The sequence below is a fragment of the Micavibrio sp. TMED2 genome, assembly GCA_002168225.1.
Classification (GTDB): domain Bacteria; phylum Pseudomonadota; class Alphaproteobacteria; order TMED2; family TMED2; genus TMED2.
Genome location: NHBH01000009.1, coordinates 242,503 through 261,105 on the forward strand (window position 1 = coordinate 242,503; position 18,603 = coordinate 261,105).

At 60.0% G+C, this 18,603-nt stretch carries 14 protein-coding genes and 1 tRNA gene; 6 read left to right on the forward strand and 9 right to left on the reverse strand.

The genetic code is table 11. The features are described 5' to 3' along the window. Positions 1-45 precede the first annotated feature (45 nt). Entirely contained in the window at positions 46-909 is an 864-nt protein-coding gene (locus CBB62_12875) for a hypothetical protein (GenBank protein OUT39291.1), read from the reverse strand. A gap of 139 nt (positions 910-1,048) precedes the next feature. On the opposite strand from CBB62_12875, the gene CBB62_12880 reads away from it, so the two are divergent. From CBB62_12880 to CBB62_12890, 3 genes are all read left to right on the forward strand, one after another. Further along, on the forward strand, positions 1,049-2,677 hold the full coding sequence (locus CBB62_12880) for an electron transfer flavoprotein-ubiquinone oxidoreductase (GenBank protein OUT39292.1): 1,629 nt from the start codon (positions 1,049-1,051) through the stop codon (positions 2,675-2,677). Positions 2,678-2,838: 161 nt separating this feature from the next. After that, positions 2,839-4,632, forward strand: a complete 1,794-nt coding sequence (locus CBB62_12885; protein ID OUT39293.1) for a hypothetical protein — start codon at positions 2,839-2,841, stop codon at positions 4,630-4,632. Positions 4,633-4,639: 7 nt separating this feature from the next. After that, on the forward strand, positions 4,640-5,593 hold the full coding sequence (locus tag CBB62_12890) for a 4-(cytidine 5'-diphospho)-2-C-methyl-D-erythritol kinase (GenBank protein OUT39294.1): 954 nt from the start codon (positions 4,640-4,642) through the stop codon (positions 5,591-5,593). Positions 5,594-5,599: 6 nt separating this feature from the next. Here the strand turns inward: CBB62_12890 and CBB62_12895 are convergent, their stop codons facing one another. Next, positions 5,600-7,897 carry a hypothetical protein gene (locus CBB62_12895; protein OUT39295.1) on the reverse strand — a complete coding sequence of 766 codons (2,298 nt, stop codon included), beginning with the start codon at positions 7,895-7,897 and terminating at the stop codon, positions 5,600-5,602. Between the two features lie 300 nt (positions 7,898-8,197). Between CBB62_12895 and CBB62_12900 the strand changes: the two genes are divergently transcribed. Both CBB62_12900 and CBB62_12905 read left to right on the forward strand, forming a co-directional pair. Continuing rightward, positions 8,198-8,272 (forward strand) — tRNA-Gln (locus tag CBB62_12900). 144 nt (positions 8,273-8,416) lie between these two features. Beyond that, complete coding sequence (locus CBB62_12905) at positions 8,417-9,229, forward strand: hypothetical protein (GenBank protein ID OUT39296.1); 813 nt, start codon at positions 8,417-8,419, stop codon at positions 9,227-9,229. Here CBB62_12905 and CBB62_12910 read toward each other — a convergent pair. Next, positions 9,226-9,810, reverse strand: coding sequence for a TetR family transcriptional regulator (locus CBB62_12910; GenBank protein OUT39805.1), 585 nt, complete (start codon positions 9,808-9,810; stop codon positions 9,226-9,228). The two genes, CBB62_12905 and CBB62_12910, sit on opposite strands and share 4 nt — an antisense overlap. A gap of 170 nt (positions 9,811-9,980) precedes the next feature. Between CBB62_12910 and CBB62_12915 the strand changes: the two genes are divergently transcribed. Beyond that, a complete protein-coding gene (locus tag CBB62_12915; protein ID OUT39297.1) occupies positions 9,981-10,691 on the forward strand; it encodes an MltA-interacting MipA family protein in 711 nt (236 codons plus the stop codon). A gap of 27 nt (positions 10,692-10,718) precedes the next feature. Here the strand turns inward: CBB62_12915 and CBB62_12920 are convergent, their stop codons facing one another. The 6 genes from CBB62_12920 to CBB62_12945 all read right to left on the reverse strand — a co-directional run bounded on the left by CBB62_12920 (position 10,719) and on the right by CBB62_12945 (position 18,569). Further along, positions 10,719-11,852, reverse strand: coding sequence for a mannose-1-phosphate guanyltransferase (locus CBB62_12920; protein OUT39298.1), 1,134 nt, complete (start codon positions 11,850-11,852; stop codon positions 10,719-10,721). Beyond that, on the reverse strand, positions 11,849-12,796 hold the full coding sequence (locus tag CBB62_12925) for a multidrug ABC transporter ATP-binding protein (GenBank protein OUT39299.1): 948 nt from the start codon (positions 12,794-12,796) through the stop codon (positions 11,849-11,851). The genes CBB62_12920 and CBB62_12925 overlap by 4 nt, the downstream gene beginning before the upstream one ends. Further along, positions 12,793-13,740 (reverse strand): hypothetical protein, encoded by a 948-nt coding sequence (locus CBB62_12930; GenBank protein OUT39300.1) that lies wholly within the window; start codon positions 13,738-13,740, stop codon positions 12,793-12,795. Before CBB62_12930 ends, CBB62_12925 begins: the two co-directional genes overlap by 4 nt. Beyond that, a complete protein-coding gene (locus tag CBB62_12935; GenBank protein ID OUT39301.1) occupies positions 13,737-14,441 on the reverse strand; it encodes a hypothetical protein in 705 nt (234 codons plus the stop codon). Before CBB62_12935 ends, CBB62_12930 begins: the two co-directional genes overlap by 4 nt. Before the next feature lie 82 nt (positions 14,442-14,523). Further along, the gene (locus tag CBB62_12940; protein OUT39302.1) at positions 14,524-16,773 is read right to left on the reverse strand and encodes a thiol reductant ABC exporter subunit CydC; all 2,250 of its coding nucleotides are present in this window, start codon (positions 16,771-16,773) and stop codon (positions 14,524-14,526) included. Then, the gene (locus CBB62_12945; protein ID OUT39303.1) at positions 16,770-18,569 is read right to left on the reverse strand and encodes a thiol reductant ABC exporter subunit CydD; all 1,800 of its coding nucleotides are present in this window, start codon (positions 18,567-18,569) and stop codon (positions 16,770-16,772) included. The genes CBB62_12940 and CBB62_12945 overlap by 4 nt, the downstream gene beginning before the upstream one ends. Positions 18,570-18,603 lie beyond the last annotated feature (34 nt).

Here is an 18,603-nt window from a genome sequence, read left to right on the forward strand (position 1 = left end):
TGCAAGTTTTAGATAGTTTTAAAATAATTGTTTTTTATCAGATGATTAGCTGTCTGTGGCACTGGAAAGACGCGCCTTCACAGATAAAAAATCCTGCCAGCTTTCACGTTTTTTGGCCGGGGTGCGGAGCAAAAAGCTGGGGTGGAAGCTGGCCATGGCCGGAATGGAGTCACTTTCCGGTGCCGGTTGGTAGTCATGCCACTGCCCACGATAGCGGGTGATGCCCTGGGTAACCGGCAACAGTGCCTTGCCCGCGACATCACCGAGCAGGACGATCACTTCCGGTTTGGCCAGCGCAATATGCCGGGCGATGAAGGGCAGGCAGACATCGATCTCGCCCTGTGACGGCTTGCGATTGCCCGGTGGCCGCCAGTTGACGATGTTGCTGATATAGGTGCTGGTCCGGTCGCGACCGATGGCGGCGAGTATCTTGTCGAGCAGCTTGCCGCTGACACCGACAAAGGGCAGGCCGCTCTCATCCTCCTCCCGGCCCGGTGCTTCACCGATGATCATCAGCGGCGCCTCCGGATTGCCGTCGGCAAAGACCATGTTACGTGCGGTCTTAGCGATGCTCAGCCCATCGAATTTTTCCAGCACGGCTTTCAATGCCTCGAGGCTGTCGGCGGTGGCGGCCAGTTTCTGTGCCTCGATCACCGCCTCGGCGGTACCGAGCGGGCCGGTGCCAGCGGCTCCGGCCTGTGCTCCTGCTTGAGGTCTGGCGGCGGTCGGCTGGTTTTGGGTGGCCGGTTTCGGCGGGCGGTGTTCGGTCCAGGCGATCGGCGTGTCGGCGACCAGCACATCGACCCCGACCGATTGGTACCAGTCGAGTGCCGCCAGTGCCTCAGCTGCGGTCAAATCGCTGCTGCTGCCTGCTTTTTTGCCGGAATTGACCGCACTGTCTTGCGTCATGGCCGAAAGCCGATCAGAAACTATATGGTTGAAATAGAACGCCTACCGTAGTCAGCGTCGCGGCTGAATACAAGCAGCGAGAAAACGAATACAAGGCACCGACTGCTCAAGGTGCCGGAAGATTGGGACGAGGAAGCCGATGGAACGCGAAAGCATGGAATTTGATGTGGTGATTGTCGGTGCCGGGCCTGCCGGTCTGTCAACCGCCATCCGCCTGAAGCAGCGCGCGAATGAGGCGGGCAGCGAGCTGTCGGTCTGTGTCATCGAGAAGGGCTCGGAGGTCGGTGCCCATCTGCTGTCGGGTGCGGTTTTTGAACCGCGTGCGCTCAATGAACTGATCCCGGACTGGAAAGAGAAGGGGGCACCACTGACCGTTGAGGCGAAGAGCGACAAGTTCCTGTTCCTCACCAAAACCAAAGCGTTCCGTCTGCCGACCCCGCCGCAGATGCACAATAAGGGCAATTATGTCATCAGCCTCGGCGAACTGGGCCGTTGGCTGGCCGAGCAGGCGGAAGCCATCGGCGTTGAAATCTATCCCGGCTTTGCCGCTGCCGAAGTGCTTTATGATGACGAAGGCCGGGTGATGGGCGTGGCCACCGGCGATATGGGGATCGGCAAGGATGGCGAGCAGACCGCCAACTATACCCCCGGTGTCGAACTGCATGCCAAGCAGACGGTATTTTCCGAAGGCTGCCGCGGCTCCCTGACCAAGACACTGTTCGAGAAGTTTGACCTGCGCAAGGATTGTGACCCCCAGACCTATTCTCTCGGGATCAAGGAAATCTGGGAAATTGATCCAGCCAAGCATAGCCCCGGCACCATTTTGCACACAACTGGTTGGCCGATGGATAACGAGACCTATGGCGGGTCATGGCTCTATCACTTCAAGGACAATCTGGTGTCGGTCGGGTTTGTGGTCGGCCTCGATTACAAGAACCCCTATCTCTCACCCTTCGAGGAGATGCAGCGGTTCAAGACCCATCCGGCCATCGCGCCGCTGTTCGAGGGCGCGCGTCGCGTCTCATACGGTGCCCGCGCCCTGTCCGCTGGCGGCTATCAATCAATTCCGAAGCTGACCATGCCCGGCGGCGTGCTGGTCGGTGACAGTGCCGGTTTCCTTAATGTGCCCAAGATCAAGGGCAACCATACCGCCATGAAATCGGGCATGGTGGCGGGCGATGCGCTGTTTGAGCATCTGGCCGCTAACAAGGGGCGTGACGAATGTACGGCCTATCCCGAGGCGCTGAAGCAAAGCTGGCTGTGGGATGAGCTGTATAAGGTCCGCAATATCAAGCCGAGCTTCCACTGGGGTTTTATCGCAGCCTTCTTCTATTCGGCGCTCGATACGATCATTCTGCGTGGTCGTGCGCCATGGACGCTGAAAAATCATGCCGATCACAAACAATTGCGCGAGGCATCTGTCAGCAAGAAGATAGACTATCCGAAGCCGGACGGGGTCTTGACCTTTGATCGGCTGTCATCAGTTTTTATCTCTGATACCAATCACGAGGAGAACCAGCCCGCGCATCTGAAGCTCAAGGACCCGTCGGTGCCGATTGCCCACAATCTGCCGCTATATGACGAACCGGCCCAGCGTTACTGCCCGGCTGCCGTCTATGAGGTGGTTGAGGAAAACGGCGAACCGACATTCCGCATCAACGCGCAGAACTGTGTTCACTGCAAGACCTGCGACATCAAGGATCCGACCCAGAATATCAACTGGGTTGTGCCGGAAGGAGGCGGTGGCCCGAACTACGCGATGATGTAAAAACCTGCCGGTCAGGGTGCCGCCAGTTGCTGCAACCTTTGGCTTGTGTTCTAGTAACCCGGTTGATCAGGCTGTGGGTGGTTTCCCATTCCGGCCAGCCGATTTCTGCGGATTTAGCTTTGTTCCATTACCTTATCGATAACTGTCGTCAGAAGCGGCGGATGGGTGTTGTCCGTTCTGCCGGTGCTTCCGTTCTGTCCGGTCTGTTCATGCTCGCCACGCTTACCGCCTGCGCCAACCAGCAGCCGGGCAATACGCTGAATGTCGGCGATACCATCGGACCGCGTGCGGAATTCGAGGGCGCACCGGTGCGCCGGACCGCTGCCGGTGACTATCTGGCCGGACATCTGGCGCAGGGGGCCGGTGACTGGGGTGTTGCTGCCGTCTTCATGAATGATGCGCTGGAGCGTGACGAGGATAATGGCCAGTTGTTGCGCCGTGCCTATCTGTTGAATATCGGCTCCGGCAATTATGAAACGGCACTGGAGCAGGCAAGGGAGATTGCCGCGCATGATGAGCCGCTGGATCTGGCTCTCGTGCTGCTGATGGCTGAGGCGGCCCGTAATAATGATTTTGACCGGTTTGACGCATTGCTGGATCGTCTCAGTGATGACGGTCTGCAAACGGTTCTGAAGCCGGGCTTCCGGACGTGGGAACTGGCAGCTCGTGGCGAGACGGAAGCAGCGCTGACCGAGTTGGAGAAGTTTCAGAGTTTCGGCGGTTTCGAGCCGCTGATCGCGCTCCACAGCGCCTATATTCTCGAATATGCCGGTGATATCGAGGCGGCCCGTGCCGCCTATCTCGAAGCGATGACCCTGTCCTCAACCCTGCGGGCCGGTCAGGCCTATGGCGCATTTCTGGCGCGGCAGGGCGAGACCGAAGCGGCGCTTGAAGTCTACAGCCGGTATAATGGCCGTGATGGCTCAACCCTGCTGGCGTCCGGTATCCGCAATCTTGCCGATGGCGGTGAACCCGACGGCGGCGTTGAAAATTTCAGTGACGGTATCGGCGCCATGCTGTTCGATTTTGCCAGCGTGCTGCAGGTTGATCTCGGGCTGGAACTGACGCTGGTGCTGGCGCAGATCGCCAATTATGCCGATCAGGACTTCTCCCTGGCGCAACTCCTGCTCGCCGATCTTCTGTCCCAGCGCAAGCAATATGCCGCTGCCGAAGCGGTTTATGACAAGATCATCGACGACAGCAATATCGCGCTGGCTGCCAGAATCCGCCTGTCACGGATGTATGAGGATGCTGACCGCCATGACGATGCGCTGAGTGTGGTGCGTCAGGCGGCACGGATATATCCGAATGAATATGCGCTCTACAGCCGTCTCGGTGACCTCTATCGTCAGGAAGAGCAGTTCTATCAGGCGATCAGCGCCTATGACCGCGCGATTGACCTCTTGCCGCGTATCGAGCCGAACAACTGGGTACTCTTCTATACCCGCGGCATTGCCCATGAGCGTTCCGGCCAATGGGCGGAGGCCGAGGCCGATCTGAAACGTGCTCTCGAACTGCAGCCAAGCCAGCCTTTCGTGCTGAACTATCTCGGCTATAGCTGGGCTGATCAGGGGCTGCATCTGCAGCAGGCCGAAAACATGATCCGTGAGGCGGTTATTCTGCGCCCCAATGACGGCTTTATCGTCGACAGTCTGGGCTGGGTGCTCTATCGCCTCGGCCGGTTCGAGGAGGCAACCCCGATACTGGAGCGGGCAGTGGCCCTGTCACCGGGTGACCAGACGATCAATGACCATCTGGGTGATGCGCTCTGGCGGGTCGGTCGGCGGATTGAGGCACGCTTCCAGTGGCAGCGCGCGATTGATCTTGGCGATGATGATGCCGTGACCGAGGCCGCCCGGCACAAGCTGGAAAACGGTTTGCCACCTGCGGAATCAACGGTGGAACCGCCGAGTGATGACAAGGCGGCAAGTGCTGCCATAGCCTCGGACGGCTGATCTTTCCATGGCTGCCGCACCGCCATCGGCCCCGCTGTCGGCCCTCTCGGCAACGCTGGCCCCGGCCAAGGTAAATCTCTACCTGCACATCACCGGACGCCGGGATGACGGTTATCACATGGTCGACAGCCTCGCCATGTTCGCTGATGTCGGGGATGAACTGGCACTGACGGTTGCGGACACCCATGGGGACCAGACCCATGGGAACCAGCCGGGCCTCTATATTGATGGTCCCTATGCCGAGGCGCTGAAGGCATTTCCGGTTCAGGATAATCTGATTATCCGGGCCGTTACGGCGCTCTCTGACCTCGCAGGCAAGCCCCGTGACGATCTGGTGATCCGTCTGGTCAAGAACCTGCCGCTGGGTGGTGGTATCGGTGGCGGTTCTGCCGATGCCGGTGCCGTGATCCGGCTCTTATGTCCGCTCTGGTCACTTGATCCAGCAAGCCGTGACGTGATGGCGCTGGCGGCGGGGCTTGGGGCTGATCTGCCGGTTTGCATCAAGTCCGAACCACGGGTGATGTTCGGTATCGGTGAGGTGCTGACCGTCCCGCCGATGCTGCCGGATCTGCCAGCCGTGCTGGTCAATCCCGGCATTGCACAACCGACCCCGATTGTCTTCAAAACCCGGGCTGAACTTGCGCAGGGTGCCTATGATGATCCGGTGGAATTGCCGGAGGAGGGCTTTGCCACCCCGACTGATATGGCCGAATGGCTGGTGGCTGAGACCGCCAACGGACTGACCGCTGCGACCCGCAAACTGACGCCGGTTGTCAGTGATGTGCTCGCCCGCATCGGCATCGAGGATGGTGCCTTGCTCTCGCGCATGTCGGGCAGTGGCAGCACCTGTTTCGGACTGTTTGCCGATCAGGCGTCAGCGGTGGCGGCAGCCAGCCGGATTGCCGCGGCACAGCCCGACTGGTGGGTAGTGCCGACAACCCTGCGCGGAACCGGCTTCTGAGGCCTATCAGTTGCTCTGGCTGTTCAGGCGGTCAAGTGCCTTGGTTGCGTCCTGATCGCCACTGGTGGCGGCCTGACGGTACCATTGGCGGGCTGCATCAATGTCCCGGCTGCCAAGCATGCCGACCTCATACATCACACCAAGGTTGAAGGCAGCGCGGGCGATCCCGGCGGCGGCCGATTGCTCGAACCAGCGCACGGCCTGTGCAATATCGCGCTGGGTGCCGATGCCATCAGCATAGGCAACACCCATATTATACTGCGCTTCCACATGGCCGTTCTCGGCGGCGCGCCGATACCACTGAACCGCCAGTTCCGGGTTCGGATCGACGCCGAGACCCTGTTGCAGCAGAACGCCGAAATTGTACTGGGCGTTGGCAACGCCGCGAATGGCTGCTTCCTGGAACCAATAGGCGGCGCGGGCGAAGTCCTGAGTGACCAGACGACCAGCGGCAAAGTGGGCGCCGAGGTCATGCTGGGCCTGACGGTTACCGGCAACGGCGGATTCACGCAACGCTTCAAGCTCGGCTGGCAACGGGATCGGTGCCGGTGCGGTCAGGCGCTGCGGCTTGGCTTCGGTTGCAGCTGGTGCCTCGGCGGCATTGACCGTCGGGATGGCGGCTACCTGTGTTTCTTCTGCCGGGACCGGTGGTTCTTCTTCTGCCGTTTCAGTTGGCGTTTCAGCTACAGGCGCTGGTGCCGTAGGGGGGGGCGGTGCTGCGGCAACAGCCGGTGCAGCCGGGATGGCTGGTGGTTGCTCGGCGAGGGCGGCCAGTTCCTCGGCATCCATTGGTGGCGGTTCCGTCGCCACAACCGCATCCGGTGTCGGCGCGGTGGTTGCCATATTCAGGTTCGGTATCTGTGCCGCACTTGAATCCGGTGCGGTGCTCGCGGGTTTCGGTGCCGGGCGCAGGGCGTTCAGTTGCTCGGCCAGCTTACGCACATGGGGATGCTCGTTGAATACGATCAGGGTAACACCGGCACCAACCATCAGGGTCAGACAGGCGGCGACGGCAATCGGGCCAGCTTTGCTCGACTTCTGGGCCGGAGTGGCGGCGGTAGCTGAACGGTTATTGGCATTGGCTGCCTTTGCCGCTCTGACCCGGGCAACGGCATCGGCCTTTGCCTGTTTGGCTTCGGCTTTCGCCTGCAGGGCGGCGAGCTTCTCGGCCTGCTTTTCTTCCTTGCGGCGCTCGGCCTGTTCTCTGGCGAGTTCTTTGGCCTTCTGCTTTTCCTGTCGGCGCAGTTCCTTGGCGGATGGCTGCAGGGCCTCCACCGGATCAACTGCCGGTTTCAGGTTGAGCTTCGGTGCAAAAGGAGGCTTGGCAACCGCTTCATCGGCGCTCTCGACTTCTTCCCGTACTGCCTCTTCTGCAATATCTTTGACCGGCTCTTCGACAGGTTCCGCTTGCACCTGCTCTGCCATATCCGCAGGCGGGATCATCCATGATGGTTGTTGTGCCTGTTCGGCTGTCTCGGCTGCTTCGGCAGTATCTTCCTCAACCTCGGTCTCATCAGTTATGGCGGCTTCTACCGGCTCGACCTCAGCCTCGATGACAACAGGGGTTTCAGCTTCTGCTTCTTCTACCTCTGCGACAGCCTCGATCTCCGCTTCGATCTCGGGCTCGGCAATAACCTCAATATCGGGCAGGGCGATTGGTGGCTGTTCTTCGAGCAGCGCTTTCGAGATTGCCTGTGCCGATGGCTTGGTCTGCAGCTTGCCGCGCGGTGTCGACAAGGCGGCGGCGTCATAGAGATTGCTCAGGCCTGCCGAGGTGCCAGCCGGTTCCGGCAGGATCAGGGGCAGGGCGCCGATTGCGGTACGGCGGATCTGGACCTGACCCGATTGCAGCATATGGCCGATCTGGTTCAGGTGATGGTCGGGCTTCTCGATACCGAGTGGATTGAGGCTCAGCGCCTCACCCTGTTCGGCGCGGTTGCGCAGGATTGTGTCCTGTACCTCATCATGCAGATTGCTGAATGGCGGCGCCTGTTTGAGGGTCCGGTCATCCATATCAATGGCGAGGTTCAGATTGGACAGGCTTGCCTCAATGTCATCGTCATTGATGTCGTGGAACGGATCGTCGACGTCATCCCACTCGATCAGCAGATTGTCGGTTTCATCCACATCTTCGTGTTCGAGGTCGGCGCGCAGTGAGCGCATCAGGCGGTCAAAGGCACTTTCCGTATCGGTCGATTCGTCGCGCGCAACGGGTTTCCGGGGCTGCCGATCGGTAGGATTCGCATCCGCCGTTTCGGTTTCATCTTCGAGCAACAATGTGTCATCGGTCATGTTGTCAGTCATCGGATACTGGTTTGTAAGTGGCTTGTTTCCGTTATTCCGGCGATGTTTCTGTCATCGCGGCTCTTGTCAGTTGCCTTGGTTGCTGCGCGTTTGCGGTCGATTGTTTAACTTTTTTAAACGGGCGGGCGATACGCATCCGGCTTCTGACTACAATCTTATCATGTGACGGTTAGGGAGTCCTAAAACCGGCCCGATGCGATCTGATAAAAAATCTTTATCAGAGTGGTTGATACCGGAGCTATTAGGCGTTAAATAACCGCTCTCGGATTGAGGCAGCCCATTCGGCACCGCAATCCATGCTGGGGTGTAGCCAAGCGGTAAGGCAGCGGTTTTTGGTATCGCCATGCGTAGGTTCGAATCCTACCACCCCAGCCATTCTCGAATTTCCCCATATATTGCTGTTATCCCGTGAGCTTTTGACGCTTTTCATATGGGGCAGTTGGTCGTTGCGCTTGGTCGGATGATATGGCCGATTTGGCTCATCTGGCATGCAGCTTGCTTCGTTGTTCACAGCCTTGAATGACTGAATGGAGCACCAGGATCATGGTGAATGCTGTACACAGCGATGCAAGCCAGCTTTTGCCCCTTACCCGTACGCGAGCCGACCATATTGGAAATCTCCAGTCGGTGGCTGCCTATGCCTCCGGGGATATTGGTCAGACAAATGATGTTATCGACGGTAACGCGACACAGAACCCGAACAAGGTTTCGGATCAGGCATATTCGACATTTCTGAAGCTGCAGGAAGGCTCGGGGAGGCAGGAAGTGGCTGCAGGCACCGAGCCACCAAGTGGTTTTATTACGGTTGCGAATGGCCAGAGCATTGATCTCGATGCATATTTTTCAAATGATCGGCCAGAGCCGGGACCGCTCGATATAGAGTTGGGGGCCCATAACCTGATTTTACCGTCAGGGGCGAATGTGCAAGCGCTTCAGGAGCATGTTTCCGCACGGTTCAAGGAAATGCTCGCCGCATACGATATTCACGAAGCCCCTGCAGAAATTACCTATGGTGATAGCGGAGAAATTCAGTTGCCGGCAGATTATCCATACACCGATGAGTTGATGCAGGCATTGGCGGAAAATCCCGGCATTGCGCACGAACTCAGCAGTCTTAATGGCATTGCCAGCCATTACGTAGAATTGCAGAAGCTGACGCCATATCTGGAGGAAGTGTCCGCCGCCACCTCAAAGGCTGCCGTGGATGCCATTATAGCGAAATACAGCTATCTGTTTGGGGATAGCCGCAGCAATTCGCACATTGCCCTGACCTTTTCCGATACGAATGACCTTGAACTGACAGCCGATGGCGCACCTGTCGAGTTTGCCTAGATCGTTTTCGATCTTACAAGCGGCAGGAAGATGTCATCGACCCAGCTTTCCTGCAGGCCGGGTGGTGGTGGGGCGAAATTCATTACGGCATATCCGCGGAACAAATTGGCCAGAAGGTCAATAAATGGTGGCTTGAGCTTGCCGGCATCTATCTCGCCACGCGCAACTGCGCGCTCCAGAATCGGACCTGCAATGGTTGGCCGATTACCGACCATTGCATTGCGCAAATCCTGCGGCGTGGTTGAGGTTTCGCTGAAAAACTCACTGGAGAACAGGCTGAATAGGGCCGTGATTTCAGTGATGCGTTTTGATGCCTGCGCCAGATAGTCGAGCAGTTCGGTGCGCAAATCACCCTGATCAGCAATGACAATCTGCCGCTTCTGGATCTGATGACGCAGGGTGGCAATGGTCAGCTCGGCCTTGCTGCGCCATCGACGGGCGATGACGGGGCGGCTGGTGCCTGCCCGTGTGGCGACATTTTCCATGGTCAGCCCGGCATACCCCCGTTCCTCCAACTCCTGCCAGGCTGCTTCCAGCAGTGCTTCCTCAAGCTCGGCCCCGCGGCGACGTGTTTTCATTATTGTTATCCCATTAAGATGCATTAATGCATTTTGACTCCCTGAGCGTGCTGCACTTACAAGGGCGTAAGATTCATCAACGCACCTTATTCCGAAGGGTACCAACTATGACAAGGACTTCCAGATACGGGAAGCGTTTCGCCGCCGGAGCCTGTGCTGCAGCTGCACTTGCTATGATCTCTGCTGCATCTCCGGCACAGGCCGGGGATGATGACTACTGGACACTCGGTGCCGGTGTTGCCTATGGGCCGGAGTTTCTCGGTTCCGATGAATACGAGTTTTCGCCCGTTCCGCTGGTTGATGTGAAATACGGGCATTTCTTCGCCAATACCGGCGACGGTATCGGCTTCACCGCCTATGAGAGCCCGCAATTCACCGCTGGTGCCGCGCTGAACTGGATGGGGGGCTATGATGATGATGACGTGCCGACCGGGATCGAGGAAGTGGACGGTTCGCTTGGTGTCAGCCTGTTTGTCTCAACGGAACTCTACGGTTTTGAGGGCAAGCTGACGGCAACCCAGGCGGTGACCGAAACCGATCGTGGCCTACTGATCGAGGCGGGTATCGGTTATCCGATCCATGTCACCGACCGTCTGGTCCTGTCACCGGGCATCGGTACCAGCTGGGCCAATGGCAAATATATGGACGGCTATTTCGGTATCAACGCATCGGAAGCAGCGGCATCCGGTCTGGCTTTTTATGAGCCATCCGGCGGTTTCCGGGATGTCGAGGCCAGCATCACGGCGCGCTACCGGATTACCGACAGCATCAACGCCATTGGCCTGATCGGTGTCACCCAACTGATCGGTGATGCCGCCGACAGCCCGCTGGTCGAGGATGAAGCCTCGCTCAAGGCGGTATTGGGCGTGAGCTATACATTCTGATCTCAGTTCAATCCTGTTGAACTTCCGTCAGTCCAATGTCCGGCGGTAGCGCTTCATGGCGATTAGTGTGATGATCACCATGAAAACAATCATCGGCCAGAGATGCGGCCAGATTTCCATCAGGTCACTGCCCTTGAGCAGGATGCCGCGCGAGATATTGATGTAATGGGTGGCGGGAAAGACATTGCCGATTACCTGCGCCCAGAGCGGCATCCCGCGGAATGGAAACAGGAAGCCGGAGAGCAGGATCGAGGGCAGCAGCACCATGATCGACATCTGCAATGCCTGGGTCTGGTTACGTGCGGCGGCTGACAGGGTAAAGCCGATGGCCATATTGCAGGTGATGAAGATCAGCGTTGCCAGCGCCAGCAGGCCAAGGCTGCCGACCACCGGCACATCGAACAACAATCGTGCGACCAGCACGATCATGGCCGACTGGAAAAAGCCGATAATCACATAGGGCGTGATCTTGCCGACCATGACCTCGATCGGTGAGACCGGCATCGCGAGCAGGTTCTCCATGGTGCCGCGTTCGCGCTCCCGCGTCATCGACAGGGCGGTCATCATGATCCCGGTCATGGTCAGCACTACGGCAATCAATCCCGGCACGATGTTGTAGCGCGTGAAGCCCTCCGGGTTATAGAGCCGCTGGGTGCGCAGGCTGAAAGCGGGAGGCTGGGTGCGCAGATGGGCGAGCGGCCCGCGCAATTCCAGCTGATAGATGCGGGTCAGCATGCCGTTGGCGGCACTGAGCGCACCCGAGGCGGCAACCGGGTCACTCGCATCGGCCTCGATCAGGATATGCGGGTTCTCGCCCCGGATTACATCGCGCTGGAAATGGGCCGGGATGCTGATGACAAACAGCACATCGCCCCGACGCAGCATTTCGCGGCCCTCTGTGTCTGATTGAATGTCGTGATCAATCGAGAAATATTCGGTGTTTTTCAGCCCGGCGACAATCGCCCGCGACATGGCGCTGTTGTCCTGTGAAAGTACTGCGGTCGGCAGGTGTTTCGGGTCGGTATTGAGGGCATAGCCGAACAGCAGCATCTGCATGATCGGCACCATGATGATCATACGCAGGGTGACAGTATCCCGCAGCAGCTGGATGAATTCCTTGGCCAGCACGGCGCGGGCACGACGGAGCGAAAACAGCCTCATGCCACCGGCTCCTCGGTTTTGAAGTTGTCCTTTGCATCGGCCATATAGCGGATGAAGACATCCTCAAAGGTCGGCTGTTCCTCCTGCCAGTCATAGTTCGGTTTGTCGAAATAGGGCTTGAGGGCGGCTTCCAGAGCGTCCCTGTCGGTGCCGCTGATATGCAGGCTGCCACCGAACGGGGCGACGGTGGTGACGGCGGATTGCTGCTCAAGTTCATGGGCCAGTTCCATGAGTTTCGGCCCGCGCACGACCCATGTGGTCAATCCGGCGCCGGCGATCACATCCTCGATCCTGCCCTGGGTGACGAGGCGGCCATAGCTCATATAGATGATGGCATGGCAGCGCTCGGCCTCGTCCATGTAATGCGTGCTGACGAGGACGGTCAGGCCCTTGGCGGCAAGCTGGTGGATTTCGTCCCAGAACTCGCGCCGGGCTTTCGGATCGACCCCGGCGGTTGGCTCGTCGAGCAGCAGCAGTTCCGGCTCGTGCAGGATACAGGCAGCAAGTGCGAGGCGCTGTTTCCAGCCGCCGGAAAGCTGCCCGGCCAACTGCTTCGCCCGGTCCTTCAGGTTGAGATGCTCCAGCGCCTGATCCACCCGCTCACGAACCCGGTCGAGGCCATAGAGCTGGGCCACAAAGGTCAGGTTCTCGCGGATGCTGAGGTCTTCCCAGTAGCTGAATTTCTGGGTCATGTAGCCGACCCGTTTCTTGATCTCCAGCGATTGCGTGTGAATGTCGAGGCCAAGGGCGGTGCCTTCACCTTCATCCGGGACCAGCAAGCCGCAGATCATGCGCAGGGTCGTGGTTTTGCCACTGCCATTGGGGCCGAGAAAGCCGTAAATCTGGCCCTTGGGCACCTGCACGTCGAAATTGTCGACGACGGTTTTGTCGCCGAACTTCTTGGTCAGGCCCCGGACATCGATGGCGAGTGGCGCATCGCTCATGAAGGCTGCCCCAGTTCGATATCGACCGGCAGGCCGGGGCGCAATTCGCTGTGATAGGCATCGGGTGTTGCCTCGATCAGGAACACCAGCTTCTCGCGGGATTCCACGCTGAAGATCACGGGTGGCGTGTATTCCGATTGCGGCGCGATATAGCTGACCTTGCCCGCGATGGTGCCGGAACAGCCGTCACAGCTGATGCTGATCGGCTGGCCATGCTTGATCTGCGGGACGATGGCCTGTGGAACATAGAACCGGATCTTGATGTTCTCCGGTGGCAGCAGGCTGACCACCGGCTGCCCGGCGGCGATGAACTCCCCGGCGCGGAAGAAGGTATCCTCAACCGTGCTGTCGGCGGTGGCGACAGGAGCGGCCTCGTTCAGCCGCTTTTCAGCCTGTGCCAGCAGGTTCTCGGCACTCTTGACGGCGGCGCGTGCCGCCTCGATCCGATCGACCCGGGCCCCGAGATTGGCGAGCCGCAGCTGGGCCTCGACCTCATCAACCCGCGCTCTGGCGGTATCGCGTGCTGCCCGTGCGTCATCCCGGCGGGCGATGGTGACAGCGCCGGTCTTGCTCAAGGGCAGGATGCGGTCATATTCCTTCTCGGCATTGATCAGGGTGGCACGGGCCTGTTCACGCTGTTGCAGCAGCACGTCGATTTCCTCCGGCCGCTCGCCCTTGGTCAGGTCTTCAAGCTCGGCCTGCGCGCGCCAGAGATCGGCGGCGGCCCGGTCCCGTTGGGCGGTCAGGTCGGTGAGGTCGAGGGAGAACAGCGGGGCACCGGCGTCGACATCCTCGCCCCGCTCGACCGAGAGGGTTTCGAGGATGCCGGCGCTGGTGGGGGCAACCATGACGAACTCGCCTTCAACATAGCCGTGAATGCCATCATCAGCCGGTTCACAGGCCACCAGCAGAATGGCGAGGGCGAGCAGGAAATACGGTTTCATGACTGGTATCCCTTATGGGCGGCGATAATGGCGTCGGTATTGCGGATGATCCGGCTGACGATGGCGGCGGTTTCTTCCTCGCCGTAACCGGTCCAGCCGGAGCTGCGCAGCACGAACTCCTTATGGGTCTTGAAGATCAGCAACTGGCCGAGAACCGTGTGGGTGCAGAGAATGGCGTCTTGGGTAGTGGCATCGACCCCGAGCAGAAAGGCTATCAGCCGGGTCACGGTATGGTGCATCGGCTGCATCATGTTTTCGTACAGGATGTTGAACACCGGTGAGGGCTGCATCTGCTCACGGATAATGATCTGGGCCATATGCAGGGTTGCACGACCGCTGAGCAGAAAACCGGCGATGGCGGTGATGAACGCATGCAGCAGTTGCCGTGCTTCGGCTTCGCTTAGATCATCACGGGCAAGTGCGGTGCGCAGCTTCTCCGCCTGTGGCCCGAGTTCGCTAAGACCGATGGAAATTATCTGGCGGATCACTGCCTCATAGAGGCCATCCTTGCCGCCGAAATAATACGGGATGGCGGAGATGTTGACGCCCGCTTCCCGGACCAGCATTCGGGTCGAGGCCGCCTCGAAGCCATAGCGCGCAAACACGCATATGGCGGCGTCGAGCAACCGCTCCTTCGCGTCCCTGGTCGGTATTTTTGCTTTCGCGGCAACCATGTCGCTGTCCCTGTGTCGTTGCCACATACATACACCGATACGGATTTAATTCAATCGATTGATTGAATTTGTCGCGCCCGGCGATGAACGAGCCTGCAACAGCGGCGATTTATGGCGAAACAGCTTCCGGCTTCGGCCAGAGATAGGCGAGGACGCAGAGGCAGACCACAGCGGTAAAGGCGGTGGCGGAGGGTGGCGCACCGGCGACGGCCATGATGATAATGCTTAATGTCATCATCAGGGTTGCGGCCCATTTGGCGCGGCGGGGGACGACCCGGTGCTGTTGCCACGCGCTCAGCATGGGGCCGAAACGCGGGTGGTTCCAGAGCCAGTCATGGAACCGGGTCGATGAGCGGGCAAAGCCCCAGAGTGCAATGATCATGAAGATGGTGGTCGGCATTCCCGGTACCACTACGCCAATCAGTCCGAGGATGAGCGAGACCAGCGCAATGGTGAAATAGAGCGGGCGCAGATACCAGCGGGCGGTCGGTTTGGCCGCTACGGTGGTGTCTGGTTGCTGTTCCTCCGGTGCTGCTTCGCTGACAACCGGCTCGGCTGGCATGGCGAGTGGTTGCGCGGCTTTGGTCAGTTTTGGTTGATCGGCGGTCAGTGCGGCGGTGATCTTTTCACGCTCGGCGGCGATGAAGCTGTCGGCGTCACTGTCTTCTGTAATCCGTCCCTGTTCCAGCCGGATGATCCGGTCGGTGGCACCGAGCGGGGCAAGGCGGTGGGTAATCAGGATCACCGTGCGACCGGCAAGGGCGCTGCGCATCTGCTCGACCACCGTACGCTCGGTCACGGGATCGAGGCCCTCGGTCGGTTCATCCAGCAAGATCAGTTTCGGATTTTTCAAGAGCAGCCGGGCCAGCGTCAGACGACGCGCCTGACCGCCGGAGATTTTCGCCCCGGCCTCACCGAGCCATGTATCCAGCCCGTTCGGCAGGCTCTCAACAAAGCCATCAAGGGCAACCAGACGGCAGGCCTCCATCAGTTCGGCATCGCTGGCATCGGGTTTGCCGAGCAGCAGGTTGTCCCGGATGCTGGTGGCGAACAGGCGTGGCGACTGGGTCAGCACGCCGATCTGTTGATAGAGTTCATCGCTGGCGATCCGGGTGAAGTCGGTGTCATGCCAGCGGATATGACCGGCATCCGGCGTTTGGGTCTTGAGCAGCAGAGCGAACAGGGTGGATTTACCGGCGCCGCTATGGCCGACAATGCCCACATGCTCGCCCGGCTGGATGGTCAGACTGAGGCCATCAATCGCCGCCCGGTTGCTGCCGGGATAGGTGAAGCGGAGGCCGTCGAGCGTCAACACGCCATCCTGCGGGCAGGTGGCAGGGCTGGCCGGTTCGGCAACGCCCGGCGCGGAACCGGCGAGGTCGAGTATCCGGCGACCGGCGGCACGGGTCTGGCCGAGGATCTGGTAGGCGAGCGGCAGCGGGGCGACAACCTCGAATGCGGCCATGATGCCAAAGACGATCATCACCAGTATCGGCCCCTCGATCCGGCCTTCGGTCACGGCGATCAGGCCGAGCACCATGGCGGCAATCATGGCGGAGCCGGAGAGGGCGTTGGTGGCAAAGCTGCCGAAACCCGTGATGGTAGACATGCGCTTCTGCTGCTGGCCCAGCTGGTCCTGGGCTGTCATGATTTGTGCCTGCATCCGCTCATCCGCGCCATAGACCAGCAATTCGGCAAGGCCGTCGATGGTATCGCTGACATCACCACGCAGGCTGGCCCGCTGGTCAACCAGTGCCTCGCCAATCGGGCGGCCGAGACGGTTGCTCAGCATCGGTACGGCAATCCCGGCAAGTGCCAGCAGGGCGAGGGCCGTGACGGCGATCACCGGCTCAAACACCGCAATAATGCCGCCCAGCAGCAGGGCTATGATCAGGGCAATGAAGCTCGGCACCAGCAGGCGCAGATAGATCGCATCAAGCTGGTCGATATCGCTGGTCAGGCGGGTCAGCACATCGCCGATGCGCAAGTCACCGAGCCGACCGGGCGCGAGCGGGATCAGCTTGCCGAACAGCCAGATCCGCAGATCGGTCAATGCCCGGAACGTGGCTTCATGAGTGACAATCCGTTCGGTATAGCGGCCCGCCGTCCGGCTGAGCGCAAAGCCGCGAATGATCCCGGCGGGAAAGTGGAAGTTGAAGGCGATGGCACCGCCGATTACGCCGAACCCGGCAATACCGGTGGCGGTGATGAACCAACCCGCCGTCATCAACAGCCCGATGCTCGACAGCGTCGCCAGCAGGGCCAGCAGTGCACCACCGATCATCCAGCCGCGCCTGCCGGTCATCTGGCCGAGCAGGGTGCGGATTACCGGCTGCCTGATTTGCTTTTCGTTGCTCATGGCAGGGCCTCATCGAGCAACAGTTTGGCATCCGCAGCCTCGTTGATCCGACCGTGATCGAGTGCAATGGTCCGGTCAGCAAGGGCGAGCAATGCCGGTGTGTGAGTGGCCGCAATCACGGTCCGACCGGGGATCAGTTTGCGCAGGCCTTCAAGCACGCTCTCGGTCGTCTCCCGGTCGAGATGCGCGGTCGGCTCGTCAAGCAGCAGGATTGGACGGTCGGCCAGAAACGCCCGGGCGATAGCAATGCGCTGGGCCTCACCGCCGGAGACGCCATGCCCCTGTTCGCCCAGTGCTGTGTCGAGGCCATCGGGTAGGTGGCGGGTGAAGTGGGTGACACCCGCACTCCCGGCAGCGGCTTCGATGGCGGCGCGGTCGGCGCCCGGTCGGGCGAGTGCGATATTCTCGGCGATGGTACCGCGGAACAGATGGGTTTTCTGGCCCACCCAGGCGCATTGTCGGCGGAAATCCTCGATCGGCAAATCATGGCCAAGAACACGGTCGTTGATCGTGATGCTGCCGCTGCCCGGGGTGACAAAGCCAAGTAAGAGCTTGAGCAGGCTGCTCTTGCCACTGCCGCTCGGGCCAATCAGGGCGATGGTTTCGCCAGCGGCAACGCTCAGGCTGACCTCTTCCAGTGCTGCCCGGTCGCCATCATAGTTCAGCGAGACCGCGTTGAAGGTGATGGCGCTGTCGGTATTTGTCTGTGTGGTTTCAGCGGCTACGCCGGTCGAGACGATGAAATCACCGGCGCGCTGTTCGATATCCATCAGGCTTTCGGCGGCGGCAAGGGCGGTGGCGCGGTCGTGGTAATACTGGCCGAGCTGACGCAATGGCAGATAGAAGTCGGGTGCGAGTATTAGAATGAACAGCGCGGCAAAGAGGCTGATATTCGCCAGTGGCCCGACATTGACGAGGCCGAGCAGGGCAAGGCCGATATTGACGGCCAGAATGGCAATCGCGATTGAGCTGAAGAACTCGAGTACGGCAGAAGACAGGAAGGCAAGGCGCAGCACGCTCATGGTGCGGCCCCGGAAATTATCCGCCATCATGCGTACCCGCGCCATCTCCGCTTCCGCCTGACCGAACAGGCGCAGGGTATCAAGGCCGCGTAACCGGTCGACGAAATAACCGCCGAGACGTTCCAGCGCCACCATCTGCTTGCGGCTCGCCGCCGCCGCACCGAGGCCGACCAGCGCCATCATCATGACAATCAGTGGCCCGGTCGCCAGCAGGATCAGGGCGGCAATCCAGTTCACCGGCCAGACCGCTATGACGATGGCGAGCGGGATCAGCCCGGCCAGCATCCGTTGCGGCAGATAGCGGGCGATATAATTGTCCAGCGCTTCGATCTGGTCATAGGCGGCGGTGATGATCGGACCGCTGCCGGTGCTGGCGATAAAATCTGGTCCGGCTGCGGTTATTCTGGCGATCAGCTCACGGCGCAGCCCGGTCTTGAGCGCTACCGCATTGGCCATGCCGACCCGCTCGGCCAATCCGAGCATGGCAGCCCGGATCAGTACGGCGGCAATCACCAGCATGATCTCGCGGGCAAAATCCGTGATTGCCCGTCCCTCAATCACGGCACCATGCAGGATGGTGGCGAGCAGCCAGGCTTGCAGGATCAGGCACAGCCCACCGGTAAAGCCGAGGCCGACCGAGATATATACCCGCGGCTTGATCGGGCGTATCCGGTCGCGCAGCCAGCCCTGCTGACGCTTCTGACGCGCCTTCATGGCTTCAAAACTGGGGGGCTCGGGGCTGCTGGCCCCGGCATGTGCGGGAGAACTGCTCATAATGGGGGCTGCTATACCGCGTCAGGCAGAGTGG

Coding starts and splice junctions, on each gene's coding strand:
- CBB62_12875 (OUT39291.1), bottom strand. CDS start 909: ATGACGCAAGACAGTGCGGTCAATTCCGGCAAAAAAGCAGGCAGCAGC.
- CBB62_12880 (OUT39292.1), top strand. CDS start 1,049: ATGGAACGCGAAAGCATGGAATTTGATGTGGTGATTGTCGGTGCCGGG.
- CBB62_12885 (OUT39293.1), top strand. CDS start 2,839: ATGGGTGTTGTCCGTTCTGCCGGTGCTTCCGTTCTGTCCGGTCTGTTC.
- CBB62_12890 (OUT39294.1), top strand. CDS start 4,640: ATGGCTGCCGCACCGCCATCGGCCCCGCTGTCGGCCCTCTCGGCAACG.
- CBB62_12895 (OUT39295.1), bottom strand. CDS start 7,897: ATGACTGACAACATGACCGATGACACATTGTTGCTCGAAGATGAAACC.
- CBB62_12905 (OUT39296.1), top strand. CDS start 8,417: ATGACTGAATGGAGCACCAGGATCATGGTGAATGCTGTACACAGCGAT.
- CBB62_12915 (OUT39297.1), top strand. CDS start 9,981: ATGATCTCTGCTGCATCTCCGGCACAGGCCGGGGATGATGACTACTGG.
- CBB62_12920 (OUT39298.1), bottom strand. CDS start 11,852: ATGAGGCTGTTTTCGCTCCGTCGTGCCCGCGCCGTGCTGGCCAAGGAA.
- CBB62_12925 (OUT39299.1), bottom strand. CDS start 12,796: ATGAGCGATGCGCCACTCGCCATCGATGTCCGGGGCCTGACCAAGAAG.
- CBB62_12930 (OUT39300.1), bottom strand. CDS start 13,740: ATGAAACCGTATTTCCTGCTCGCCCTCGCCATTCTGCTGGTGGCCTGT.
- CBB62_12935 (OUT39301.1), bottom strand. CDS start 14,441: ATGTGGCAACGACACAGGGACAGCGACATGGTTGCCGCGAAAGCAAAA.
- CBB62_12940 (OUT39302.1), bottom strand. CDS start 16,773: ATGAGCAACGAAAAGCAAATCAGGCAGCCGGTAATCCGCACCCTGCTC.
- CBB62_12945 (OUT39303.1), bottom strand. CDS start 18,569: ATGAGCAGTTCTCCCGCACATGCCGGGGCCAGCAGCCCCGAGCCCCCC.